Here is a 24,627-nt window from a genome sequence, read left to right on the forward strand (position 1 = left end):
ACACTCAAATATCTAAAATGAAAGAAAAGACTTTCACAATCATTGATGGTTACGGTTTTCTTTTCAGAGCTTATTACGTTTTGCATCATTTAACTACCACAACCGGTATTCCAATAGGTGCTGTGTATGGCTTTTTGAATATGGTTCTGAGGTATATTGCCCATTCGGACTACTTAACTATAGCACTTGATTCTGGCAAAAAAAATTTCAGGCACAGTTTATATTCTGAGTATAAAGCAAACAGAGTAACGCCTCCTGAGGATTTAATTCCACAATTTACAATACTGAGAGAAGCGGTGGAAGCTTTTAACTTCAGCTATGAAGAGATTGAAGGCTATGAAGCAGATGACATAATTGCAACACTAGCTGCAAAATATGCCAACCACGAAGACTTTAAAGTAGTAGTAGTCTCATCAGATAAAGACTTATTTCAACTTTTGAATTACAACATTCTAATATTTGATCCTATCAAAAATATATACGTAGATGAAAAACAAGTGATAGAAAAATTTGGTGTAAATTCAAATAAGCTTCTTGATTTATTTTCTCTAACTGGAGATGCATCTGATAACATTCCAGGCGTTCCAGGAATAGGCCCAAAAACTGCAGCTAAATTGCTGGATAAATTTGATTCGTTGGATAACATTATAGAAAACATCAATAACATTGAGCAAACAAGAGTTCGTAATATTCTTACTGAGCATAAGGAAAAAGCACTAATTTCAAGAGAACTTTTGTCACTATGCAAAAAAGTAGATCTTCAACATGATATTGTAAAATATGAAGTCCATCCTCCAAATATGGAAAAATTGTTATCCTTTTTGAAGAAATATGAATTTAATTCATTGATAGGAAAAGTAGAAAAGCTTTTTTCTTATAGTGGATCTAGCACAAAAGAGAAAACAGAATATAGTAGTGAAGAATTAGAAAAATTTTTGGAGTATTGCAGATATGAAGGTAAAATTGCAATTCATTGCCACTTTGAAAACAATGCATTAAACGAAATCTCCTTATCTTGCAGTGAAGATAATATTTTCTACATAGATCAAAGCTGCCTACAAGATGCACTCACTATAATAAATTCAACTTTATTTTCAAATGGGGTGCTTAAAATAATACATGATATTAGAAAGATCAGAGAAATATTTCCTACAATAGAGAGAGTGCTAGACTCAATTGATGACTTGATGATCATGTCATATAGTCTTGACACAGGTAAGCATGATCACAGCATTCCAAACATAATTGCACACAATTTAAGTAAAAATGTAGAAACTTTCTCGGCAAAAATTTTAATAGCGATCCATGAGAAACTGACACAAAGATTATTTCAGGAAAAACTTTTTACGATTTACGAACGCTTCGACAAGCCTCTCATGAAAGTAGTATTTGATATGGAGAAAAATGGAATACTGATTAATATTCAAAAACTACAGGAACTGTCTGATAAGTTTGAGCAGCTAATTGCTGTACTTGAAAACGATATACATAATTTAGCAGGAGAAAAATTCAACATTGCATCGCCAAAACAATTAAGTGATGTTTTGTTTAATAAAATGGAGCTAAGTAAAAAGAAAAAGTCAAAATCTGGGTCTTATAGCACAAACTCTGAAGTTCTAGAGGCACTTGAAGAGGAGGGGACAGAAATCGCAGGTAAAATTTTAAGTTGGCGACATTCAAGTAAATTAAAGGGTACCTATACTGACGCGTTAATAAAACAGGTTGATCCGCTTGATGGTAGGATACATACAAGCTTTTCAATCACTGTGACTGCAACTGGAAGGCTGAGCTCTAGCAATCCTAATTTACAAAATATTCCTATCAGAAGCGAAGAAGGTAGTCTTATCAGGCAAGCCTTTATTGTGCCAAAAGGTTGCAAGATAATTTCTGCTGACTATTCACAAATAGAATTAAAACTCCTGGCACACGTTGCAAATGTTACCGCATTTAAAGAAGCTTTTGCAAACAGGCAAGATATTCATGATATCACTGCAAGACAAGTTTTTGGAGTGCAAGAAATAGATGAGCAATTAAGACGCAAAGCAAAAACCATTAATTTTGGCATTATATATGGCATTAGTCCATTTGGCCTTGCAAAGCGACTTGGCATTACCTTTCAAGAGGCTGCTGAATACATTAATTACTATTTTTCTTGTTACCCAGAAATAAAGGTCTATATGGAAAAAGCAGTATCTATCGCGAGAAATCATGGTTATGTAGAGACTTTGTTTGGTAGAAGATGTTTTGTAAGAGACATAAATAATAAAATTCCTTATCTAAGACAATTTGCAGAAAGGGCAGCAATAAATGCACCGCTGCAAGGAACCGCCGCTGATATAATAAAACGTGCAATGATTCAGCTTTTTGATCAATTGAAAACAGGTAAAATAATCCTCCAAGTCCACGATGAGCTACTGGTTGAAGTAGAGGACGACAAGGTACAAGAAACAGCAAAACTTATGAAAGACGTAATGGAAAATGCGATAGAAATCTCTATACCACTTGAAGTAGAAATAAAAATTAGCGACAACTGGGGCTTTTCTTAATTATATTGCACACTCTAAGAACATATCTTGAAAGGACCTAAGTAGTATCTGTTCAGATGCATGGCTAATGTGTAAATATTGAAGTAAAAATAATGTCATCCCAGTGCTTGACACTGGGATCCAAATTGCTCACAAGCAACCTAATCATGGATATTAAAAGCAACGCTTTCAATGAGACTACAAAAGGCTGGATTCCAGTGTCAAGCACTGCCTTGTTGTTGTAAATTCACTTTTACCTTATTTTGCCACACCCCTGAACGGATGCCTTGAGTAGTTAATTTCGTAAGTATAATAGCAGTCATATTAAAGAGTTCTTGAAGTAAGGAGAGCACGCTCATATGTCACGCAAACAACGTTTGGGAATAATCTAAGGTTCTGTGATATCAGCAGCTTTCTTGGCAATAACATCCCGCTTTCAGTAAATAGTGATTTTATAATTTTCCTATATATTAGAAAAATTTTTATTTTAATTAGCGTTAAACAATAGGCGCCTATTGATTTTTAGCTAAAGTAAAGGTCAAATATCTGGAATTCTGGACATAAAATCCCCCTGTGTGAAAAAGATTAGAAAAAAGTGCAGCGCACATACGACAGAAATTAAGCACACTTACATGCTCTGAAGAAGATACGCTACGCTTTTTGATTAAAAGTTTGACTGAAAAGTCTGCAGACAAAGATAAGTTTTTGAGCTCTAAAAATATCTCTTACTATCATTATAATCAGATTTAAAATATATGGAAGCAATTTTTTACGTTCCCTTATCACTTATATCATTTGTTACTCTTCTATTTTTTGCTTTATTCTTTTCTTTTTTCCCTTTCAAGACAGGTTCTAAGAAATTTGAATTAATACGAAAAATATGCTATAATTATAACATAGGTTAGTACAAATAGATCGTTATGACAGTTCCAAAAGCAAAAAATAAGCCTTTAGAGTCATCTACTCAGGTGACCGGGCAAAATGAGATGCTCTTCAAGAAGGAACATAAGGAAATTTACGATTACTTTGTAAAAGTATTAGAAGTTAAAGCCAAATTAAAGGAGAGCAAAGGAATAACTGATTATTTTATATTAGCTTATAAGAAGATACTACTAACTAATGTCAATCCAGAAAAGATAAGACCACTCAGTGAAGAGAATTTTTGTCAGTTTTTACTTTCTATATTTAAAGAAGTTAGAGAGAAAAAATTGGCTGGAGAGGAAGATAGTAAAGTAAAGCAAGTAGTAGAGGAATGCTTAGATGATGTACGTGGTACAGAAGCTAAAGATTCACTAATAAAACTTGTTGGGTTACCATTGGGAATAAAAATAGACCCGAAAAATATTTCTGGCTCCTTTATGGATGGAGTGAAAGAAAAAATACCATTTTTAGGTGGAGATAAAAAAGAAGAGGATGAACCACTACTTAGTGATGAAGAGATGGTAACAAAGTGCTTACGTAAGGTTTTTCTTCCTATTCTTTTTTCCATTGCTTCAATATTAATTTTTGGTCCTACTACACTTGCGATAGTTGCTGCTGTTATTGGTACAATATTTGCTGTAAAGGGAGGAATTGAAGTTCTTTTTTCAAATAATAGGCCAGGTACTTTATATGATCCTAGCTCACCAGATAAAGATGATACAGAAAAGAGAGTAAAATTGAATGAAAAAATTCGCAAGGGTATTGATGATATTTTAAAAACCCCAATTGAAAGCTCTCTTGAAACAATTGCTGACGGGAGTAAAAAACAACCTACTCTGGAACAAGCTCCTCAGGTGGGAAATAAAGGGGGTGAGCAGCTTACTGTGCTTGATGAGCAAGTTACTGTAGATAAGCTATTTGAGGAACAAAGGCAGCAGTCAAGTAAGACATAGACTTACCAAAAGTGAATTGTGTAAGAGGTCTTTTATTGTTTTATAACACATACAACAGGAGTATGATCAGATGGGTTTTCTAATTTACGCAACCTATCATCTATGTAACATGTTTCCAATTTATCTACAGCTTGTGGCGATAGTAGCATATAATCTATTCGCATCCCTTGATTATTTCTCAGTGAATTACCTTGATAATGCCACCAAGTAAACTGTTGCAAATTTGGGTGAGATATTCTAAATGCATCTTTAAAACCAAGATTCAAGATCGCTCTTAATTTCTCACGCTCTTTTATATGAAAGCATACTTGGCCATTTAATAAATTTGAATCAAAAACATCAATTTCATCCAGTGCAACATTATAATCGCCAGCTATAATAGTTAACTCTTCATTTTTCAACAAAGTGCCCATCCTTTCATATAAGTTATCAAAAAACTTGAGTTTATATTCAAATGCTTGGGAGTCCAAGCTTTGACCATTGGGTACGTATAAACTTCCTACCCTTATCTTATTATTGGTGTGCTTTATCACACACTCTATATAACGTGCTTCTTGATAACTCTCTACAACATCGATTTTTAATTTTTCCAGTATTGGATATTTAGATAAAACACAAACGCCATTTCTTGCAACCTGTCCATAGATAGCATATTCATATCCTAACTTTTCTATCTCTGCATAAGGAAATTGCTCTTCCGTACATTTTATCTCTTGCAGCAAAACTATATCTATCTGACTATCACCTATAAAATTACAAAGTTGATTAACTCTTCTACGTATTGAGTTTACATTCCAAGTTGCAATCTTTAGCATCAACAATCCTTATTAATTATATCAATTAAACTCTCCCCAGTAGGTAACCTTGATGTTATAATTTTTTTCCATTTGATTAACCTTAAACTATCAGCAATGTTTTTACTCATGGTATATGCAACTGTATTATTCATCACAGGAGATAGCCCACTTTTTAGAACTAATGAACAAAATGCCCTTGCAGTTTGTGAGGAAAAAAAAGCAACGCTATCAATTTTACCGTCCAATAGTAAATTTTTACACCTATTAGTTAGAATCCTTTTAGTAATTGTTTTATAGAGTACAACTTCTCTTACGTTAAAACCTTCTTCAGATAATCTCTTTTTTAGGTCACATGATACTTCTTGTCCCCTTATATATAAGAACTTTATTGCATTTGAATAATGAGATTTTATGAATGATATCAGACCATCAACGTTGCTGTCTGCTGAGATTATATCGGAAAATCCCAAATTTTTTGCAGCCTGCATAGTTGAATTACCAACCGTAATAATTGGAAAGCCATCCTCTTTGCATATTTGACTGAAAGCCTTTACACTGTTTTTACTTGTAGATATCACAACGTCAAATTCATACGTAGATATATCAGGATTTAAGTACTTTATTGTGAATACTGGTTCTATAAAAACTTTGTATCCATATTTTTTTAGCGTGCTTCTTGTGCTCAACGAATCTAATAAAGGCCTTGTCAATAAAATAGACTTCATTCTGGTTTATTTCACTAGCAGTAAAATAATATACCTTATACACAAATTATTGAATAAAAACTTTTATTTTTTAAGTTTCTTGCGTAACCTATGAAAAAGGCAAGAGAAACTCCATAAATTGGCCTAGTGCTAGAAAATTGATATTAAATAAGCGAACGTTTTGATCAAATGGAAAAAAGGATGTTACTCATTGAGTAACATCCTTTTGAAGAAAGTGGGTAATTTTGGTTACTGTCTTTCATTTGTTTTTGGAACTTGCTGTTCTACATTAGTGTCAACAGTTACTGCTGAAGAAGGTCTCACCAATTTGTCCAAAGAACCTGTCTTTCTTAAGTCAGCTTGGGTTTTTAACTTGCCATTTTTCTCAGTGAAAATACCATGTTGCGGAGAAGAACTTGGTGAATTGAATCCACTATCAGAATTACGACGATAACTGGCAAAGCTAGAAGTTGTAGCAGTACTGTCAGTACTTATAGAATCCATTGAATTGCTTCTTGGTGGAGCAACATAAAAAGTGCTATTTCCTTTCTTTGTAGATGGTATCTCATCTGCATTCATCCTTTCATATTGTGTAAGAGTAACTTCCTCTTGCTTTTTGCCACCTTTTAGCGATGATGACAACTTGCTCCAAAGTGAGGTAGGTGCTTTTACTTCCTTATGCTCATTAGGATTTAATAATTCTGCTTCGCTGCTAACAGTACTTATAGAACTCGTTGAACTACTACCTGATAAGCTATTTTCCAGTGAATTCATAGAACTTGCTTTATGCCTTTTTGCTGACTTATTAAGACTTTCTAAAGTATTAAAACGAGTATGCTCTTCCTTGCATTCTCTAATAACTTCCTTAATCTCATCATGATGTTCAGAGAAAATACTGTCTCTAAAGTATTTATCTTTATCTGATAGTCTTTTTGTAACTAAATTACGCAAACCATCTGCGTCCAAGTTATCAATAAATTTCTTCTGCTCTCTCCATTTATCTACTAGCTGGTCTGGCAAATAATCTCTCCAATCAAGATATGTTTCTTTTGCTATTTTTCCTTCTATTTTTTCTGATATTCCAGAAAGTATGCTCTTTATTAACGTGGAATTATTTTTTCCATCAGTACAAATTGCTCTAAGATCTTCTTTCACTTCTTGAGCTCTCTTCTTTTGTGGTGAATCAGGAATAAGCTCATTATCTATTCTATCTGAATAATTCTCATTACCAGCTGCACGATATAACTTATTTGCTGTTGCAGTGAGCACATTACTTGTCTTTTCCTTTGTTTTTTCACTTACAAAACTAGCACCTCTCTTCAGCGAATCTGCTGAATACTCATAGCCATCCTTAATTTTTCCGCCAATATGCTTCGCTCCTTCAACTGTTTTTTCTGCTGACCATTTGAGCCCTTTATATCCAGATTGAACTGCTTTTACAGCAACTTTCGCAGCGTAAAATAGAGTCAGACCAACTATAGCACTTGGTATAGCAAGTGTTGCACCAACTGCCAAAAGTGGTAACATTGCTGCAAATAATCCACTTGCTGTACCTACTACAAGAGCCTGATCTCCTTGCTTCATCTTGGAGAATTCTGTATCTCCTTTTAACAAGTCAGTAATTCTTTCCTTTAGTTTTTTAGAATCATGAACAATATCTGCACTTAATGAATCTTGCATAATTGTACTAACACCCAAATTATCTTGTTGAGCTTCAACAGGACGTGAGTTAGATTTTATTTCACTAGGTGACATTTTTAACCTCACTATTAATTAAACATACTAATATTGTATATACATGATTCTTAAGTTAGGGTTAATTCACCTAACAATGTCCATTTGCTTTCAAATGATTTTGCTTGATGTGTTTTTTTGAAAGCACAGAAAATTAGTGATTATTGCAATATAATATCTCGTTTGGATTAGCTATAGTTGAAGCAAAAACTCATCATCCTAAAGGGGTAGATTTTTCCGTAGTCTTAGCAGGAACTGTGTTTGGATCTGATAGTTCTGTTCTGACATATTTGCCTTCTTTATCATATAAATCGCGAAAATCATTCATTTGCACATCAGTTTGAATCTCCATTTCTTTAGTCTCCTTTTGATCTGTTGAAGATGATGCATCAACACCTGTACCTTTAGTAACTTTTTGTCTTAGTTGTGTATTTTCTTCTTGTAATTGCTTTGAATTTTTCTTTAACTCACCAATCTCTTGTATTTTTTGGTTTAGTTGATTAGATATAGTTAGTTTGTCTCTAGCCAAATTTTTATTTTCCTTTTCTAATTTACTAATTTTTTTGCTTGAAGATTTATCCGCAGCTTGTGTACCTTGGTCTTGTGTTTTAGGAACTGTAGTTTCCTGATCACTTGCCTGGATTTCTACACTTTTATATTCAACTTCAGTTTGAGTTGATGTAGCTACATTCTCACCTACTTCACTGAGCTCATCTGCAAGTGATTTTCCAGGTTCAAGTTGTTGAATTTTTCCCTCCAAAACTTCTTTGTCTTTTTGCAGTTGACTTAATTCTTTAGCTAATTGATTCATCTTTTTAGCCAATGTATTGTTTTTCTCTTTTTCTTCTGTCAATTTTTCTGCCAACTGCTTTTCATTATTATTCTTTAAACCTTCTAACAATGTTTTCTTTAGATCGTTTTCCAAATTTGCATTCTTTTTTTCTAGTGCACTTAACTTAGCTTCACTTTGCTCTAATTTTTCCTGCTGCTCTTCATTTATCCTATTTATTTCATTTTCTTTATTTTTCAACTGATCACTTAACTGACCAATTACATTATTTTGACCTTGTAGTTCTTTTTCTAACGCCTTTATCTCTTGTGTTAGTTGTTCAATACCTTGATCTTTTTCTTGCGTTATTCTTTTCAATTCAGCTTTAAGTTTTTTAACTTCTCCTTCCAAAATTTGCTTTTCCTCACTTAGTGTTCTTATTCCTGTATCACCTTCCTTTTCTATATTTTGATTAAGTTCTTCTGATTTTTTGAGTTTCTCTGTAAGTGACTTAATAGAAGCATCTTGTTCCTCGATTTTTTGATCTCTTTCAAATATTGCTTGCTGTTGTTTGTTAATTTCATTTTTCAAGGAGTCGCATTCTAACTTTAGATCCTCAAGCTGCTTTGCCTGCTTTGCAAAATATTGAGCAAACGTTTCTTTTTCTTCTTTTAACTCCTCAATTCCATCTATAATTTCATCCACTCCATTTTCTGATCCTTCTTGTTCATACTTTTTCTCGTCATCAGACATGCTATTCTCAAGCGTTTCATCTTCTTCGCCACTAAATTCACTAGCGCCAGAGAAAGAACTTCTACGTGAATCAGGAGAGGAATATCCACTGCTACTTGGTGTAGCTGACTGTGGTTAATCTTTTGTAAATGTTTCCTCTGCTGGTGTTTGTTGATCGTTCACACTTTTGACCATGTCAGTGAAAGTTTGATATAGAGTTTTGCCATTGATAAAAACTTCTTTATTCTGCTCAACTAATTTTAATACCTCTTCTGGGTCAGTTATTTCTCCAAATTTTGGTTCATCAATCACTCTTTTTATGCCCTTAGAATTTACTTCTACAGTCATGCTACAATCTATGCTATTGCCTTTAGAGTCCTTAGCCTGCCAGTTGATGGTCATTTCACATGAGCCTGGACCAGCAAAATCATAGTGCCTTTCGCTGCCTTTTTTGGTTGCAGTGATTTGACTATCTTGCCCTAGAGATAGGTTATAAACCTTACCTTCGTCGCTGGCTCTTAAAAGGGCGCTAATCTCTATTGGTTTTTCTTTATTTTCAAACCTAATTTTAAAGTCATTATCTTTTGTTATATATACTAAGAAATTTTCACCTGGTAGGAATGCTTCAAAATTTTTATGTGTTGCATTTATTGATTGCTCAAATTTTTGGAACTCCTTTTTCCACTTTAAATTTGTCTGTTCTTTAACGTTCTCATCTTTGCGTAAAGGGCCGATAAAGTACCAGATTAAATTTTCTTCCTCTAGTTTTCTGATAAAATCCTGAAAATTGCTGCAAGATTTAATGAAACTTGAAATATCATTTTTCTTCTGCTCATCTAAATCTAAACCTTGATTTGCAGCTATCAATAAGTTTTCTTTTGGCATAATTTCTGTTTTTAGAGAACTATATTATAATATTAGCATATTTTCTTAAAAAATCAACTAATCTTATAGTTAAATAGACTTGAGTATTTTGCGGGAATGTTATATATTAACCACTCCAAGAAGTGCAGTATGGACAATACTATTATAAGAAAATACGATATTAGAGGTGTGGTAGGCAGAGACCTGCAAATCAGTGATGGATACGAGATAGGCAGAAAATTTGGTCAAACTGCAGCTAACGTTTGTGTAGGCTATGACAGCAGGATAGATTCACCAAGCATAGAAAAAGAATTAATCAGAGGCTTAATTTTATCCGGCGCAAATGTTATACGAGTTGGGCTCTGTTCTTCACCTATGCTCTACGCTGCAACAATGCAGGCAGATCTTGGGATTATGATCACTGCTTCTCATAATCCCAGAGAATATAACGGCTTTAAATTTTTCAGTAGTAAAAAAGTTTACTCAGATCAAGAAATGAAGGAAATTATAGGCAGTACAATTAAAAACAGCACGAAAATTGGAAGCTTAATTAACACGAATATATATAGTGAGTACGTTAACATATTAAAAGATGTGCTCAAGAATAACGCTACACAAAAACTAAAAGTAGCCTGGGATTTTGGCAATAGTCCAACAATTGTAAGGTATATTGAAAAAGTTTTACCAAGTCATATACACATCATAACCAATAATTCTATCGATGGAACGTTTCCACTGCACGACCCAGATCCCATAGAAGAAAAAAATCTTGCTCAGTTAATAGATATTGTCAAGAAAGATAAATGTGATCTTGGTATTGCACTTGATGGTGATGGTGATAGGGTACGCTTGATTGATAATAAAGGTAATGTTGTTTCCAATGATCACTTGTTTATGATTTTTTCACGTGAAGTATTGGCGGAACACCCAAAAAGCAAAGTTATTGCCAACGTAAAAATGAGTATGAAAGTGCATGATTTCGTTAGCAAATTAGGGGGGCAAGTAATTACCTGTGCCACTGGACACTCACTAGTTAAGAAAAAGATGGTAGAAGAAGGGGCAAAATTTGCCGGTGAACTCAGTGGGCATTTTTTCTTTTCTGAGCTGGGTTTCGATGATGGACTATATTCTGCTGTTAAAGTCATTAACATTTTACTTAAGAAAAACCAAAGCCTATCTGAGATGATTGAAGATTTGCCAAAGTTATATATCACTCATGAAGTGAAAATTGTAGTGAAGGATGAGAAAAAATTTCAAATAATTGAGTCAGTAAAGGAGACACTAAAGCAGAAAAATATTGTATTTTCAGAGCTTGATGGTATTAAGGTAACCGATAATAAAGGTTGGTGGCTTCTTAGAGTATCAAATACGCAAAACTGCATTACAGCAAGATGTGAAGGAAATACCTTAGAAAATTTTGAACTCACTAAAAAAGTTTTGTTTTATTACATTGATGCACTAAAATTATACATTTAAATTTTTTTGATGATTTACTTATTCGTCAATGTTTGCAGTTTTGTTTGATTAGTAATAGGAATTGGTAACCTATGGCGCACTGCTGTGGATAACAGCTGTCTAAGCTAATTTAGCTATAGAAAATGAACACTCACTTTTCTTTATTGTTTTGAGATTTTTCTTGATCAACCATTTCCTCACCGATCTCTTTTATTTTTAGTATCAATGACTCTGGCACATACATGTTAATTACTTCTTCTGTTGTCACAAATAAAGCCTGATAAGAGTGTGAATTTATTATCCAATTGGGCAATATGTCTTCTGCTTCTACTTTAGACTCTCCCTCTTGTTTAACGTATACTGTGTGGCAATATAAGTGCACAGCAAAAAATAGTACATAAGAAAGCAATATTCCTCTAAGTGCTCCGACAAAGATTCCAGTAACTCTATCCATTAATCCCAACCTTATAGGTGATAATATGTACATTAGCCAGTTATTCATTGTCATGAATGTAAGATTAAGTATGATAAATACAGAGATTGTAGAAAGTATGTTTTGTGTAACTTTAGAGTCAAAATACTTACTATAATTTATAATAAAAAAATCATAGTAACTAGCTGTCAAAAAGACTGATAAGAGCAACAACATTAATGCACATAGCTCTTTTATAAAACCTCTAGTTATCGATATTATTACACACAAGACAATAATAAAGATAATTAGGCTATCGAAAAACATATTTTGTATCTATATGATTTTCAAGATATAATAGTTGTAAATAACAAAGTTGTAAAATTAATTATGTTGATATTTTATCAGCTGGTCTAAGTATCGGGCAATCATATCAACTTCTAAATTTAGGTAATTACCTGTTTTGTTATATTGAAAAGTTGTATTTTTCCATGTGTAGGGAATAATGTTCACAGTGAATTCTTGATCGATAACTGAATTTACTGTAAGGGAAACTCCATCTAGCGTTACAGAACCTTTTTTTGTAATAAATTTAATTAATTCTTGTGGGCATGATAGTCTGATTTCATGAGATTCTAAATTTTGATTGATTGTTAAAATTTCTGTTGTGTCATCCACATGACCCTGAACCAAGTGGCCGTCAATTCTGTCACTCAGTTTCATTGCTTGTTCTAGGTTTATTTTTTTCCCTGTTTTCCACGTATTTAAGTTAGAAACCTTCATGGTTTCTTGAGATACTTGAACTGTGAATACATCGTTCATTATGTCGACAACAGTTAAACACACTCCGGAGCAGGATATTGAATCTCCTTTGTTTATAGAGGATAAATTTTGTGTCTCAATATGGAAGATTTGATCAGAGTTAGGGTGGATAGTGATATCAGTTATAGTGCCAATATCTTTGATAATTCCTTTAAACATGCAATAAAATAAATAATTATATCACAAAAGATCTTGTTTGTTAGGTGCGCGAAGGAGGATCTTTTTCACTTATCTGCTCTACAGAATATTCAGAATATAGAAAGTAAGCCAGGTTCAAAACGCACAGTGTAATTAATATTGGTAACCCTATGTTTAATGTTAGACCGATACTTTCCCTTTTTTTTGTTGACACCAATTCCTTTAAAACTGATACTTTCCCCAGCGGCAAATGCCATAGGCAGAGTGCTGATATAGAAGCTGCTACTAAAAATAGACAAAAATAAGTCTCTTTCGAAGAAAACATAGCTTTTAATGGTGATTTGAGCCTAATATTAGTAGGCAATCGAGTTTTAGCTTCATTTGTTTTTGGTAAATGGTCTACAGCTTTGCTTGGTAAAATTTCATGAGAAACATTTTTAGGCTGTGGAGAAGGTTGGCCTGAAACTAATTTAATCAACTGCTCTTTTTTTCTATATACTTGCTTTTGTAAATATTCTTTACCTAAAAGTGAATTATGAGGGGGTTGTGGCCTTTTGAGTACCTCTAGCACTTCTGATATCTCATCTGGTTCTAATACTTCATGTAATTGTTTATCTTGAAAGTAAGCAATATTAAACACTGAGTTAAAAATATTGCGAAATGTTTCTGGGTCTTGATTTTTGTATCCATTAATTACTTCAATAAATATTTCATCAAGTTTTTTTTCCCTGCACTCAATCTGGTTATCTATTATAGCAATTCTAGCATCAATTTGAGCTTGTTTTATAGTTGATTGTTTTTCCTCTTTCGATAATTCTTTAGCCTGCTTTTTTGACTTCTTTTTTCTGTTAGCCTTAAAATAATCTGTGTGCGACCTAGTTTGACCTATATCCCGCTCTGTTTCTTGAGGTACTAGATTTCCTATACTACCCTCTGTTATCCGAGTGTCTAACACTGGTTCTTTTTCTTTTTGGTCAAGTACTGGAATAACACCAGGTGGCATATTGTTACTCTGTATAGAAAATTTTGGCAGCTGTGGGAAAAAGAATTGTGCCGTATTAAAAAAATTGAATGGCTGAAAAAGAGACCTAAACCAGGAAATATTTTCATGCATTGCAGCAACAATTACTGGTGCACGTGTAATTTGCTTTCTGTTACTTGCTATATTGTAGCCAAACGAACCTTGCACAATTTGTTTATCTTGCGTGTTTCTTTTTTCAATCACATTTTCGTTTTTATTTTCAGTTTCTTCTATTTGTAATGTATCTTGACTTTGCTCCTCACTTTTGGCTTTTTCTACATGTTTTAGCTGCTTATTCAAGAATATCTCGATTTGTTGCAAGCTACCTAGGTTGATGTTTTTAACGTCTGTTTGCAGCGTTATCTTTATGCCCTGCAGAAGGATTTGAATTGGAGCATTACTTATGAATTCTTCTACAGTTTTATTAGCTTTATGGTAGTTATTATATAATTTTTCACTTTCTTTTGGTACTTTTATATTGGCTGTAAAATTTTTTTCTTGAAGGAGATAGATTTTGAAAAAGCCAATCAAGTATTGCATTTTAGGTAGGGTTATATTAGAGACGTCTTCATCTGCTGCTGTTAGCAATCTTAGCTTAAATGAAAACTCTTGTGTATCACTTACAACACTTCTTGAGCGAATAGTGCTGATTTCTACTACTTCATCGGAAAATACTTTGCCTATCTCTTTAGATTTATCTTTGAAAAATTTAGGTAAATCTTCTACCTCATATTTTCTCTTAGTTTTAACGTTGACGGGGGTTTTTCCTGTATCTTGAAACTTATCTTTGAGAAGTTTTGATAAGCTCTCTGCATTAGTTCTAACGCCAGAAACTGCTTTGTTTACATTTGTTTTTAAACCCGCTAAGGACTCAGGTAAATCCTCTACACGAGCTTTAAAGGTAGGAATTACTCTATTTGTGTTTTTTTTAGCCTTATCCATAAAAGACTTAAATGAATTTTTTGTTTGCTCCCACGGAGTTGTGGTATTATTACTGTGCATGTTTCTAATTTTTTATTAATATAATATTAACAAAAAAATATAATTAGTCGATAAATTAATAATTATAGCACCCTTGCATAACAGCGGCGCGTTGGGTTCAATAAGCAGAAAAAGTTACTTTACAAATCTCATCAGTCTTCTTATCATGACAATGAGAGTATTTATCCTTGTTTTTAATCTCTGCAGATTTAACAACAAAATTCAGTAAAAAACTCAGGTATATATTGGCGGATTACATAAAATTATAGCGGTTGTATGTCTTTTTTATTTTTTCTACATTCAGCCAAAACGCGCTTTAAATAAGCGTTAGCACATTATTACAACGCCAATTTACATTATTATAGGGTCAAAACTCACTACTGGGGGATTCTTTTGCCTTTTTTTTGCCTGGTAAATTTTTTAATATTCTGGATTAGTTAGGAGTCCTATGGAGATGTCATTCCAGCACTTCTTATTACCTGTCCTGAATCCCAGTGTCAAGCACTGGGATGACAAGAAAGAAAGCGCTGATTTCATATGCATCTGATAAAAAAGATGATGTCATGCCAGTGCCCAGACACTGGCATCCAGTTTTTTCATGATCATCAAAACGTTGTATTTTAACATAAAACGGCTACTTTTATGCTTACCAACCTAATAAAATTCCTGGATTCCAGTGTCAAGCACTGGCATTATAAAGGAACTAGTGTCAGATGCTCTGATGACACCTTTTTATCCAAATAGTTTTATTGATGATATTAAAGATTGCACTATAATGAAAGTTTAAGCTAGCGTTTTTAAGGTGAATAAAGAGCTAATAAGTGAAATACCTCTACTTGAAGATAAGGCAGTTTCTGAGATTGAAAATGCTGCTTCTTTGCAGGATTTAGAAAAAGTTAGGTTGTCATACTTGGGGAGAAAGGGTGTAGTAAAAGCTTATTTCGATGACTTAAAGAATATAGATGATGCAGGAGAAAAACGCGACCTAGGTGCAGTGATTAATGTTTTACGCAATAAGATAGACCAGCTTATAACAAGCAAAGAAAATGAACTAAAAGATAAAGAAGTTAAGTTAAAACTGCAAAATGAAGCAGTTGATATCACACTGCCTGTCAGACCAGAAAGAATTGGCAAGATTCATCCACTGAGCAAAGTTATAAGTGAAGTAAAGCTCATTTTTGCACATATGGGCTTCAAAGCAGTTGATGGTCCTGATATTGAAGATGAATTTCACGTGTTTGATGCGCTAAATACTCCAAGTCATCATCCTGCGCGAGAGGAGCAAGATACTTTCTACTTAAAGAATAAAATAAACGATAAAAGAATGGTGCTGCGCACTCATACCTCATCTGTGCAGATTAGAACTATGGAAAAAACAAAAACTTTTCCAATTAAAATAGTGGCTGCAGGCAGGGTATACAGAAATGACTTTGATGCAACTCACACTCCTATGTTTCATCAGATAGAAGGGCTTTATGTTAATGAAAATGTCAATATGGGCCAATTAAAATTTACTATTCATCGCTTCCTTAGTAAATTTTTCGGAGATAAAGGTCTAAAAATACGCTTTCGTAATAGTTTTTTTCCTTTTACTGAGCCTTCTGCAGAAGTGGACATAAGTTATAAAGATAGTAAATGGATTGAAGTACTTGGGTGCGGTATGGTACACCCAAATGTCTTTAAAAATGTTGGAATAGACCATACTAAATACAGTGGCTTTGCATTTGGGATTGGTATAGAAAGGCTAGCAATGCTGAAATATCAAATTAGTGATCTAAGGAGCTTTTACGACAATAGAGTTAGTTGGCTCAACCATTATGGTTTTCATTTTTCGTCTTTAAGATAAGTGACAAATAAATCTTATACATTTGTTGTACTTGCTGCTGGGCATGGTAAACGAATGAATTCAAGCTTGCCTAAGGTTCTGCACAAAATAGGTAATTTCTCCATGCTTGAGCACGTCATTGACAATGCAAAGCAGATGAATCCTGAAAAAATAGTTATTGTAGTCGATTTGCCTTTAACTCAAAGGCTGAAATGCTTTGAGGGTATAAAACTAATTACACAAGAGTCAACGCTCGGTACAGGGGATGCAGTCAAAATTGCAATGAGAAACCTGAAAGAATTGTCAGATATAGTTGTTGTGCAGTATGGGGATACTCCGCTGATAAAAAGCAGCACAATAACTAAAATGATAAGCTGCTTAGGAGAGAGCAATGCTTTAGTTTGTCTTGGGTTTAAAACTAATAACAAAGGATACGGTAGACTAATTATTGAGAACGGTTCCCTAAGAGAAATCGTAGAAGCACAAAATGGTAGAAATAATGATGAGGAATTTCTTGCTAATGCTGGAATAATGGTTGCACGTGAAAAGAATCTACGTGAATTGGTGGAGAAAATAGAGTGTAATAACCAAGCTCATGAATATTACTTGACCGATATCGTTGCCATTGCAGTAAAGAGTAATTTAAATGTCGGCTATGTTATTGCTGATGAGGAGGAGGCAACTGGCATAAATAATAGGAATGACCTTGCAATGGCCGAGTTTTACTTTCAAGAAGAAAAAAGAAAGTTTTTCACTAACTCTGGAGTAACGCTTGTTGCTCCAGAAACTGTTTTCTTCTCTCTTGATACGCAAATTGGTATGGATTCGATTATTTACCCATACGTTTTTTTTGGTCCTGGAGTAAAAATAGGATCTGGTGCTCAAGTTGGTCCATTTGCCAAATGTGAAAATACAACAATAGGTGATGGTGCAATCATAGGTAATTTTGTTGAAACAAAAGCAAGTGATATAGGTATAAATACTAAGATAAAGCATTTAAGTTATATAGGAAATACTCAGGTAGGGCAGGGGAGTAACATAGGTGCAGGTACCGTTATTTGTAATTATGATGGGAAAAAGAAACATAAAACAAATATTGGAAGAAATTGTTTTATTGGTGCTAATAGCTCATTAATTGCACCGCTTAATGTTTATGATGACTCTCTAGTTGCAGCAGGTAGCGTTGTAGTCAAAGATGTGCCAAAGGGAAGTCTGGCAATTGCAAGAGAAAGGCAAATAACAAAAAAAATAAAATAATTCCAATTTTTTACTTGCAATTTATACCATTTTTAATATTTATATGCTTGTATATGCATATATTAATCTTTAGAGGATAAAAATGAAAAAATTACTTACTTTATTGGCCTGCTGTTCTTTGTCAGCACCGTCTTTTGGAGTTGATTGGGTTAAAGATAGAACCTACACCTCTTCGTCGTATGGCATGCTTGGTATTAATTATGATCTTGGCTATCATTGTACAGATAGCATTAAAATTTCAGTTGGCCCTGTAGTCAAACTTGTTATTAATGAAGGGATTTTAGATGCGGGACTTATGGCAAAGCTTCATTATCATTATAAGTTTGAAAGTACAGATATTGCTCCTTATATTACTTTTGGTGTAGGAGGAGTTGCTAAAATGCTTCTATCAGAACAGAAAGATCAAGAGCCAGACGTAGAAGAATTTTTTTCTTATCAAATAGGTTCTGGTATTAATCTTCCACTTTCTGAGAGAACAAATGTTTTTGCTGGCTACAAGCTGCAAAAGTTCCATGAACTTTCGCATGGGGTTGAGTTTGGAATGAGTTTTAATTTGTAAGCTCCGATTGAATGTTTTTAGTGAAGTCTGGTTTGAATTTTTGTTGAAATAAAAGCAAGTTATATAGGCTAAAATGATGATTGCAGCAGGTAATAAAATGTGAAAAAGAAAAATTTGGCAATTGCAAGAGAAAGGCAAGTAGCTAAGAAAGTGATTCCGATTTTATTATGTAAGTTATGTGATTTTTAACTTTTCTGTGAGTATATATGCGTATATTCATGGTTAGAGGGTGAAAATGAAAAAATTACTTACTTTAGTAGTCTGCTGTTCTTTGTCAGCACCGTCTTTTGGAGTTGATTGGATTAGAGATAAAATCTATACTTCGTTATCATATGGCAATCTTGGTATTAATTATGAGCTTGGCTATCATTATACAGATAGCATAAAAATTTCAGCTGGTCCTGTAGTCAAATCTGTTTTTTTTGGAGGATCTTTGGCAGAGCTAGGATTCATGGCAAAGCTTCATTATCATCATCAATTTGAAAATACGGATATTACCCCTTATGTTACTTTTGGTGTAGGAGGTGGAGCTAAAGTATCTCAACCAGCACAGCAAGGTCAACAGCCAGACGTAAAAAAGTTTTTTTCTTACCAGATAGGCTCTGGTATTAATCTTTCACTTTCTGAGAGAACGAATGTTTTCGCTGGCTACAAACTTCACAAGTTCAGTGAGTTTTCTCATGGGTTTGAACTGGGAATGAATTTTAATTTATAAGCTCCGATTGAATGTTTTTAGTGAAAGCTTGAGTTTTTATTAACGTCGTAAAGTTTTCATGAGACTAAGAGAATTTGAGAGTAGTCAAGTTTAAAACTTGACTACTCTCCACAAGGAAAAGCAGATAAAGGTAGAAGTATTTCATGTTTTTATTTATATTGACAGTATGTGTAACATCATTTACGATTACTGCTAATAACAATAATTGATATTTGTCATGTTTGCAGTAATCGAAACTGGTGGAAAGCAGTATTTAGTAAAAAAAGGCAGCATAATTAAAGTAGAAAGATTACAAGCTGAAGAAAAAGAGGAAGTGGAAATCAATAAAGTGATTTGTGTTTCAAGTAATGGCTTATCTTGTTCATCTAATGCTGTTGTTAAAGCTGAAGTACTGGAGCAGTGTAGAGATAAAAAAATTATAATCTTTAAGAAAAAGAGAAGAAAAAATTACCGTAGGAAAAATGGTCATAGGCAGTATATTACTGTTCTTCGTATCAATGAAATTAGTCTTCAAAAGTAAGAGGTAAGATATGGCAACTAAAAAATCAGGTGGTAGTTCCTGTAATGGTAGAGATTCGGCAGGGCGTCGACTCGGGATAAAGAAGAATGGTGAGGTTATTCCAGGTAACATAATTGTACGTCAAAGAGGTACAAAATTTCATCCTGGAAAGAATGTTGGTATGGGTAAAGATCATACGATTTTTGCTAAAACGAAAGGCTGGGTGAGTTTTAGAAAATCAGCAAATAAAAAGACGTTTATTGATGTTGTGCCTACAGATGATATGCAAGCCTTGGCTTGAATAGATACGGGTCTGTAGCTCAGGTGGTTAGAGCGCACGCCTGATAAGCGTGAGGTCGGAGGTTCAACTCTTCCCAGACCCACCGTTTAAATTTGCAATAGTTTTGATATTGTGTAACTAAACGATGGTTTTACATAAGAATTCAGTAACCAGTGAATCAGTAGCAGCTGGTCATCCAGACAAAGTAGCAGACCAGATTTCAGATGCAATACTTGACGAATACCTTTTTAATGACTCTTCCTCTCGTACTGCAATAGAGACTTTAGTTACTAAAGATAATGTTATTATAGCTGGGGAAGTATTTGGGCCGAACATTGAAAATAGCAAGATTGAAAGTATTGTACGGAATACAATAAAAGATATTGGTTATGAGCATGATGGTTTCCACTGGGAAACAGTGAAAGTAAATATATTGCTACATGAACAATCAAATGACATTGCAATAGGTGTGGATCAAGGTGCTGGGGATCAGGGCATAATGTATGGCTATGCAACAATAGAGACAGAAAGCCTCATGCCAGCACCCATTTTTTATGCACACTCGATTCTGAGAAATATCATGAGTATGGTCAAAGAGGTAAAGCTTGGTCCGGATGCAAAATCGCAAATCACTTTGGCGTATGAGAATAACCTTCCAGTGCGTGCTGAAAGTATTGTTGTTTCAATACAGCATCTTGAGGATCTGAGTCAATCGAAAGTGAAGGAAATAATTTATCCTTACATAGCTTCATCTTTACCTGAAGGGTGGATGTGCCCTAAAGAAAATCTCTTAGTCAATCCAACAGGTAGATTTGTTATTGGTGGACCAGTTGGTGATTGTGGATTAACCGGACGAAAAATTATGGTTGATACTTATGGAGGCTATATTCCACACGGTGGAGGAGCGTTTTCTGGAAAAGATGCAACAAAAGTTGATAGATCCGCAGCTTATATGGCTAGATACCTTGCTAAAAATATTGTCTTTGCAGGTTTAGCTGAACGTTGTCTTGTGCAGCTTTCTTATGCAATTGGTGTCTCAAAACCTACTTCATTTTACATTGATACATTTGGCACGAATACAATAGATGAAGAGAGGATTAAAGGGTTTATTGAAGGTAACATAGATTTATCAACTAAAGGCATAATAAGGCATTTATCACTTAATCGTCCTATATATAAACGTACAGCCTACTATGGGCATTTTGGTAAAGATTCGGAAGGTGATGGTGGATTTTCTTGGGAAGGTGTGGACTTATCTACTGATTTTTGTAAAGAATTTAATATAGAAGAAAAAAGGAGAGAATTTCTTTAAACTATTAAACTCTTTTATTTCTAGCTTGATACTGATATAATAACTTATTATAAATTGTAAGTAACTTTTTAGTAACCATGCTAGTTTTAATATTTATGAGGCTTACAAGATGTCCGACAAACCAAAAGAAGAATTTTATGATATTGCTATAAAAGAATCATCTGATCTTATTGAAGAAATAAAAGAACATCCTTTCAATGTTGAATTGATAAACAATACGCTAGATTATGAAAAGTTCAAAATTTATCTTCAGCAGGATTTTTTATATTTAGTGGACTGTACTCGTGCTTTATTGATTATTGCAGCTAAAGTTGATGACATTGAAATAATGGGCAGTTTGGTTAATATAGCAAGGGGAACATTTGCGGTTCGAAAGCAGTATACTGAATATTTTGAGACTTGTGATTTATCCGATAATCATAAAAAATCAAAATCTTGTTCTGCTTTTACTGACTTTTTTATGCGTGCTGCATATCATAATTCTGTTGCTGAAGCTTTAGCAGCGTCTTATCCTTGCTTTAATATATACCAAATTATTATAAATCATATGGTAGGAGAGGTTATGCCTAAAAAAGTTGAAGATCACAGATATCAAGGGTGGATTGATATCTATAATAACACAGTAATGAATGCTACGATTAATCAAGTTACTGACGTTGCAAATAATCTATATGCAAAGGCTGGTGATTATGAGAGGAAAAAGATGCGTGAGTTTTTTAAGAGAGGTCTAGAGCTAGAAATAATGTTTTGGGATGAGATGTATTCTCTAGCATAGTCTGTAGTATTAACACTAAATTATATTCTAGTTTATGTGATGTTTAGTGGTATAATTAAGAGTTATTATGGGTCAAACCTTTTAAAGGATATTATTGAGCATCCTTTCAATGTTGAATTAGCAAATAATACTTTAAACATAGAAAATTTCAAGTTTTATATACAACAAGATGCATTTTTTGTAGCTGATTATGTTCGTACTGTTTTAATTATTGCATCAAAAATGGAGAGTTGTAACAACATTGTTCCATTGATTGAGGTGGCTCAAGGAGGAATAGAGATTATAAGAGTGTTATGCGACCACTACTTTGCTGTATACTCTATAAATCGTGGAGAAAAGTCGCTAGAGTGTTTCAATTTTACTAACTTTCTTTTGTCTACTTCGTATAGCGACATTTATGAAGCTGTAACAGTTATTTACTCTTGCCATTTTATATATAAAGTTGTTATTGGTAGTATGAGAAGTAAAATTAAAAAAAATAATAGGTATAAGGATTGGTTTGATTTTTTTGGCAGTAGCTTGATGGAATCTGGATGTGTTGCTTTGGAAGATATTGTTGACGAGTATTGTAACAAAGCAAGGGAAAGTGAAAGAACCAGAATGCTTGAATTATTTAAAATAACTGCACAATTTGAGTTAGACTTTTGGAATAGCGCATATAATTTTTCAAAATTTGATCAAGATTTTAAGAAATATTGACAATTTTAAGCTAATTTGTATGCTTGATATGTATTTTTGAAGGTGATATGAAAAGGAAAGAACATGATTTTCATTTAGTGGACCCAAGTCCCTGGCCAATTGCTATATCAGCAGCAATTCTTGTTCTTGCACTTGGATTAGTTGGTACACTCCATAAACAAATTTCTGGAATATTTGGTTTAGTTTTGGGGATCTCTGCGGTATCAGGAGTGCTGTTTTATTGGTGGAGAGATGTAATAAGAGAAACAATTTATGATAAATGCCATACTGCCATTGTAAAACATGGACTCAAGCTTGCAATGTACTTATTTATCCTCTCGGAAGTTGTGTTTTTTATAGCGTTCTTTTGTTCATTCTTTAAAGCCTGGCTTGATCCGGTTTTTTTATTTGAAGCGTTTTCTCCTACAAAAAAAGTTGAATGGCCCCCTGAAGGGATTTTACCACCGGATCCGTGGTCGTTACCATTTATGAATACACTAATATTATTACTTTCTGGTACAACAATTACCTCAGCACATCATTTTTTACTTGAAAATGATAAAAAGAGCATGATTAAAATGTTATCTATAACTATATTGCTTGGAATTTTCTTTATAATAGTGCAAGCAATTGAGTATTATGAAGCAAGTTTTTCTCTACAAGAAGCGGGAGAGAAACTTATCTATACATCCAACTTTTACATGATTACTGGTTTTCATTGTGTCCATGTTATAATAGGTATAATATTTTTGTCAGTATGTTTATTTAGAGCTCGGAAAGATCAATTTATACCTCAAGATCATTTATGCTTTGAGTTTGCCTCTTGGTATTGGCACTTCGTGGATGTAGTCTGGATATTTTTATTTGTGTTTGTTTATTGGTTAAGCCTTTATTAAGTGGTTAAGATAATCGGTCTAGATCCGGGAATAAGCAAAACGGGTTGGGCCATTATCAGCCTGGAAGAAAAAAATAATATTAAATTTTTGGGTGGTGATACCATATCAACTGATGGTAAGTTAGGTACAGGTGAACGTCTATATATAATTTTTGAACAATTAAAGAAAGTAATTTTTCTGTACTCTCCCAATGAAGCTGCTGTAGAAAAAATTTTTGTTAATAAAAATCCAAAATCTTCACTAACTTTAGGATATGCAAGAGCAATTGTAATTTTAGTATTACAAATGACGGATTTGACCATGAATGAATATGATGCGAACTATATAAAAAAGAGCATTACTGGAAATGGTCATGCTGATAAGGATCAGATTATATTTATGGTGAAGCAAATAGTTAAAAACTTAAATATAAAATGTCATCATACTGCTGATGCTCTTGCTACAGCAATTTGTCATGCTTATACGAGAAGTTCTTGTTTTATTGAATAGTTTTACATGAATTCAGTTAAAAAAAACTATTTGATGGTATTTATCTTATCTAATGTTCGTTGCAGAATAATACATGCAGCAATTTTATCATCTATTTTTTTTGATTTTGTGATTGATATTCCAGTAATTTTTAGTGCGTGAGTTGCAAGAGATGTTGATAAACTTTCGTCTTGTAGATATATGTTTATCTTACATTTTTTTATTATTTTATTTGCGAATTGGATTATTGCTTTACACCATTCGGTCTCTTGTTCATCTATTGTGAATGGTAGCCCTATTACCATTGATCCAGCTTCATTTTCTTTAAGTACTCTATTTAGATAACCTAAATCTTTGCTCATATTTCTTCTATAATATATACTATGAGCTGTAGCTATAAGCTGTGTTTTATCACTAAATGCTATGCCTATTTGTTTTTCTCCCATATCAAGGCACATTAACCGCTTATCTTTTGGGATGGATTGTAAAAATTCATTGAGGTTTCTATAGAGCATTCATTAGATTTTTTGTTTTT

General features: G+C 33.5%; 21 protein-coding genes, 1 tRNA gene and 1 pseudogene. 15 read left to right on the top strand and 8 right to left on the bottom strand.

Translation table 11 applies throughout. The features are described from left to right. Positions 1 to 17: 17 nt before the first annotated feature. Entirely contained in the window at positions 18 to 2,546 is a 2,529-nt protein-coding gene (gene polA, locus EJB00_RS01350) for a DNA polymerase I (protein WP_015588313.1), read from the top strand. A gap of 899 nt (positions 2,547 to 3,445) precedes the next feature. Next, entirely contained in the window at positions 3,446 to 4,399 is a 954-nt protein-coding gene (locus EJB00_RS01360; protein ID WP_135352905.1) for a hypothetical protein, read from the top strand. 32 nt (positions 4,400 to 4,431) lie between these two features. Here the strand turns inward: EJB00_RS01360 and EJB00_RS01365 are convergent, their stop codons facing one another. From EJB00_RS01365 to EJB00_RS06590, 4 genes and pseudogenes are all read right to left on the bottom strand, one after another. Next, entirely contained in the window at positions 4,432 to 5,214 is a 783-nt protein-coding gene (locus EJB00_RS01365; RefSeq protein WP_135352904.1) for an exodeoxyribonuclease III, read from the bottom strand. Then, positions 5,214 to 5,921, bottom strand: a complete 708-nt coding sequence (locus tag EJB00_RS01370; protein WP_015588316.1) for a uroporphyrinogen-III synthase — start codon at positions 5,919 to 5,921, stop codon at positions 5,214 to 5,216. The genes EJB00_RS01365 and EJB00_RS01370 overlap by 1 nt, the downstream gene beginning before the upstream one ends. Before the next feature lie 228 nt (positions 5,922 to 6,149). Then, the gene (locus EJB00_RS01375) at positions 6,150 to 7,655 is read right to left on the bottom strand and encodes an actin-bundling T4SS effector WalE1 family protein (RefSeq protein ID WP_135352903.1); all 1,506 of its coding nucleotides are present in this window, start codon (positions 7,653 to 7,655) and stop codon (positions 6,150 to 6,152) included. Positions 7,656 to 7,848: 193 nt separating this feature from the next. After that, a pseudogene (locus tag EJB00_RS06590) lies at positions 7,849 to 10,020 on the bottom strand (hypothetical protein). Between the two features lie 129 nt (positions 10,021 to 10,149). Between EJB00_RS06590 and EJB00_RS01385 the strand changes: the two are divergent. Next, positions 10,150 to 11,475, top strand: a complete 1,326-nt coding sequence (locus EJB00_RS01385) for a phosphomannomutase/phosphoglucomutase (RefSeq protein ID WP_179943651.1) — start codon at positions 10,150 to 10,152, stop codon at positions 11,473 to 11,475. Between the two features lie 130 nt (positions 11,476 to 11,605). Here EJB00_RS01385 and EJB00_RS01390 read toward each other — a convergent pair whose 3' ends face one another. From EJB00_RS01390 to EJB00_RS01400, 3 genes are read right to left on the bottom strand one after another with little or no spacing between them, the layout of a single operon-like run. Beyond that, a complete protein-coding gene (locus tag EJB00_RS01390; RefSeq protein ID WP_015588320.1) occupies positions 11,606 to 12,193 on the bottom strand; it encodes a CvpA family protein in 588 nt (195 codons plus the stop codon). A 57-nt stretch (positions 12,194 to 12,250) separates the two neighbouring features. Continuing rightward, positions 12,251 to 12,847: a riboflavin synthase gene (locus tag EJB00_RS01395; protein ID WP_135352902.1), complete on the bottom strand. Its 597-nt coding sequence runs from the start codon at positions 12,845 to 12,847 to the stop codon at positions 12,251 to 12,253. Positions 12,848 to 12,887: 40 nt separating this feature from the next. Further along, complete coding sequence (locus tag EJB00_RS01400; RefSeq protein ID WP_135352901.1) at positions 12,888 to 14,849, bottom strand: hypothetical protein; 1,962 nt, start codon at positions 14,847 to 14,849, stop codon at positions 12,888 to 12,890. Between the two features lie 781 nt (positions 14,850 to 15,630). Here EJB00_RS01400 and pheS point away from each other — a divergent pair. The 12 genes from pheS to ruvC all read left to right on the top strand — a co-directional run bounded on the left by pheS (position 15,631) and on the right by ruvC (position 24,113). Continuing rightward, on the top strand, positions 15,631 to 16,674 hold the full coding sequence (pheS, locus tag EJB00_RS01405) for a phenylalanine--tRNA ligase subunit alpha (RefSeq protein ID WP_015588323.1): 1,044 nt from the start codon (positions 15,631 to 15,633) through the stop codon (positions 16,672 to 16,674). Continuing rightward, a complete protein-coding gene (locus tag EJB00_RS01410) occupies positions 16,675 to 17,910 on the top strand; it encodes an NTP transferase domain-containing protein (protein WP_135352900.1) in 1,236 nt (411 codons plus the stop codon). It abuts the gene before it with no gap. Positions 17,911 to 17,992: 82 nt separating this feature from the next. Continuing rightward, positions 17,993 to 18,469: a P44/Msp2 family outer membrane protein gene (locus EJB00_RS01415; RefSeq protein WP_015588325.1), complete on the top strand. Its 477-nt coding sequence runs from the start codon at positions 17,993 to 17,995 to the stop codon at positions 18,467 to 18,469. A gap of 235 nt (positions 18,470 to 18,704) precedes the next feature. Then, positions 18,705 to 19,184: an outer membrane protein gene (locus EJB00_RS01420; protein WP_015588326.1), complete on the top strand. Its 480-nt coding sequence runs from the start codon at positions 18,705 to 18,707 to the stop codon at positions 19,182 to 19,184. Between the two features lie 217 nt (positions 19,185 to 19,401). Then, on the top strand, positions 19,402 to 19,704 hold the full coding sequence (gene rplU / locus EJB00_RS01425; protein WP_015588327.1) for a 50S ribosomal protein L21: 303 nt from the start codon (positions 19,402 to 19,404) through the stop codon (positions 19,702 to 19,704). 10 nt (positions 19,705 to 19,714) lie between these two features. After that, positions 19,715 to 19,984, top strand: coding sequence for a 50S ribosomal protein L27 (gene rpmA / locus EJB00_RS01430; protein WP_006012184.1), 270 nt, complete (start codon positions 19,715 to 19,717; stop codon positions 19,982 to 19,984). Positions 19,985 to 19,992: 8 nt separating this feature from the next. Beyond that, positions 19,993 to 20,066, top strand: a tRNA-Ile gene (locus tag EJB00_RS01435). A gap of 42 nt (positions 20,067 to 20,108) precedes the next feature. Beyond that, positions 20,109 to 21,275, top strand: a complete 1,167-nt coding sequence (metK, locus tag EJB00_RS01440; RefSeq protein WP_015588328.1) for a methionine adenosyltransferase — start codon at positions 20,109 to 20,111, stop codon at positions 21,273 to 21,275. Between the two features lie 109 nt (positions 21,276 to 21,384). Next, on the top strand, positions 21,385 to 22,050 hold the full coding sequence (locus tag EJB00_RS01445) for a TenA family protein (RefSeq protein WP_015588329.1): 666 nt from the start codon (positions 21,385 to 21,387) through the stop codon (positions 22,048 to 22,050). A gap of 39 nt (positions 22,051 to 22,089) precedes the next feature. Beyond that, positions 22,090 to 22,749 (top strand): TenA family protein, encoded by a 660-nt coding sequence (locus EJB00_RS01450; protein WP_135352899.1) that lies wholly within the window; start codon positions 22,090 to 22,092, stop codon positions 22,747 to 22,749. A 47-nt stretch (positions 22,750 to 22,796) separates the two neighbouring features. Then, complete coding sequence (locus EJB00_RS01455) at positions 22,797 to 23,624, top strand: cytochrome c oxidase subunit 3 (protein WP_015588331.1); 828 nt, start codon at positions 22,797 to 22,799, stop codon at positions 23,622 to 23,624. Beyond that, a complete protein-coding gene (gene ruvC / locus EJB00_RS01460) occupies positions 23,625 to 24,113 on the top strand; it encodes a crossover junction endodeoxyribonuclease RuvC (RefSeq protein WP_135352898.1) in 489 nt (162 codons plus the stop codon). 26 nt (positions 24,114 to 24,139) lie between these two features. On the opposite strand, the gene ruvX is transcribed toward ruvC, so the two are convergent. Then, positions 24,140 to 24,607 (bottom strand): Holliday junction resolvase RuvX, encoded by a 468-nt coding sequence (ruvX, locus tag EJB00_RS01465; RefSeq protein ID WP_015588333.1) that lies wholly within the window; start codon positions 24,605 to 24,607, stop codon positions 24,140 to 24,142. Between the last annotated feature and the right edge of the window lie 20 nt (positions 24,608 to 24,627).

The sequence above is a fragment of the Wolbachia endosymbiont of Drosophila mauritiana genome, assembly GCF_004795975.1.
In the GTDB taxonomy this organism is placed as follows: Bacteria; Pseudomonadota; Alphaproteobacteria; order Rickettsiales; family Anaplasmataceae; genus Wolbachia.

What these genes read in the sequence shown, in the direction of transcription:
- polA (WP_015588313.1), top strand. Translation starts at nt 18, where the DNA reads ATGAAAGAAAAGACTTTCACAATCATTGATGGTTACGGTTTTCTTTTC.
- EJB00_RS01360 (WP_135352905.1), top strand. Translation starts at nt 3,446, where the DNA reads ATGACAGTTCCAAAAGCAAAAAATAAGCCTTTAGAGTCATCTACTCAG.
- EJB00_RS01365 (WP_135352904.1), bottom strand. Translation starts at nt 5,214, where the DNA reads ATGCTAAAGATTGCAACTTGGAATGTAAACTCAATACGTAGAAGAGTT.
- EJB00_RS01370 (WP_015588316.1), bottom strand. Translation starts at nt 5,921, where the DNA reads ATGAAGTCTATTTTATTGACAAGGCCTTTATTAGATTCGTTGAGCACA.
- EJB00_RS01375 (WP_135352903.1), bottom strand. Translation starts at nt 7,655, where the DNA reads ATGTCACCTAGTGAAATAAAATCTAACTCACGTCCTGTTGAAGCTCAA.
- EJB00_RS01385 (WP_179943651.1), top strand. Translation starts at nt 10,150, where the DNA reads ATGGACAATACTATTATAAGAAAATACGATATTAGAGGTGTGGTAGGC.
- EJB00_RS01390 (WP_015588320.1), bottom strand. Translation starts at nt 12,193, where the DNA reads ATGTTTTTCGATAGCCTAATTATCTTTATTATTGTCTTGTGTGTAATA.
- EJB00_RS01395 (WP_135352902.1), bottom strand. Translation starts at nt 12,847, where the DNA reads ATGTTTAAAGGAATTATCAAAGATATTGGCACTATAACTGATATCACT.
- EJB00_RS01400 (WP_135352901.1), bottom strand. Translation starts at nt 14,849, where the DNA reads ATGCACAGTAATAATACCACAACTCCGTGGGAGCAAACAAAAAATTCA.
- EJB00_RS01415 (WP_015588325.1), top strand. Translation starts at nt 17,993, where the DNA reads ATGAAAAAATTACTTACTTTATTGGCCTGCTGTTCTTTGTCAGCACCG.
- EJB00_RS01420 (WP_015588326.1), top strand. Translation starts at nt 18,705, where the DNA reads ATGAAAAAATTACTTACTTTAGTAGTCTGCTGTTCTTTGTCAGCACCG.
- rplU (WP_015588327.1), top strand. Translation starts at nt 19,402, where the DNA reads ATGTTTGCAGTAATCGAAACTGGTGGAAAGCAGTATTTAGTAAAAAAA.
- rpmA (WP_006012184.1), top strand. Translation starts at nt 19,715, where the DNA reads ATGGCAACTAAAAAATCAGGTGGTAGTTCCTGTAATGGTAGAGATTCG.
- metK (WP_015588328.1), top strand. Translation starts at nt 20,109, where the DNA reads ATGGTTTTACATAAGAATTCAGTAACCAGTGAATCAGTAGCAGCTGGT.
- EJB00_RS01445 (WP_015588329.1), top strand. Translation starts at nt 21,385, where the DNA reads ATGTCCGACAAACCAAAAGAAGAATTTTATGATATTGCTATAAAAGAA.
- EJB00_RS01450 (WP_135352899.1), top strand. Translation starts at nt 22,090, where the DNA reads ATGTTTAGTGGTATAATTAAGAGTTATTATGGGTCAAACCTTTTAAAG.
- EJB00_RS01455 (WP_015588331.1), top strand. Translation starts at nt 22,797, where the DNA reads ATGAAAAGGAAAGAACATGATTTTCATTTAGTGGACCCAAGTCCCTGG.
- ruvX (WP_015588333.1), bottom strand. Translation starts at nt 24,607, where the DNA reads ATGCTCTATAGAAACCTCAATGAATTTTTACAATCCATCCCAAAAGAT.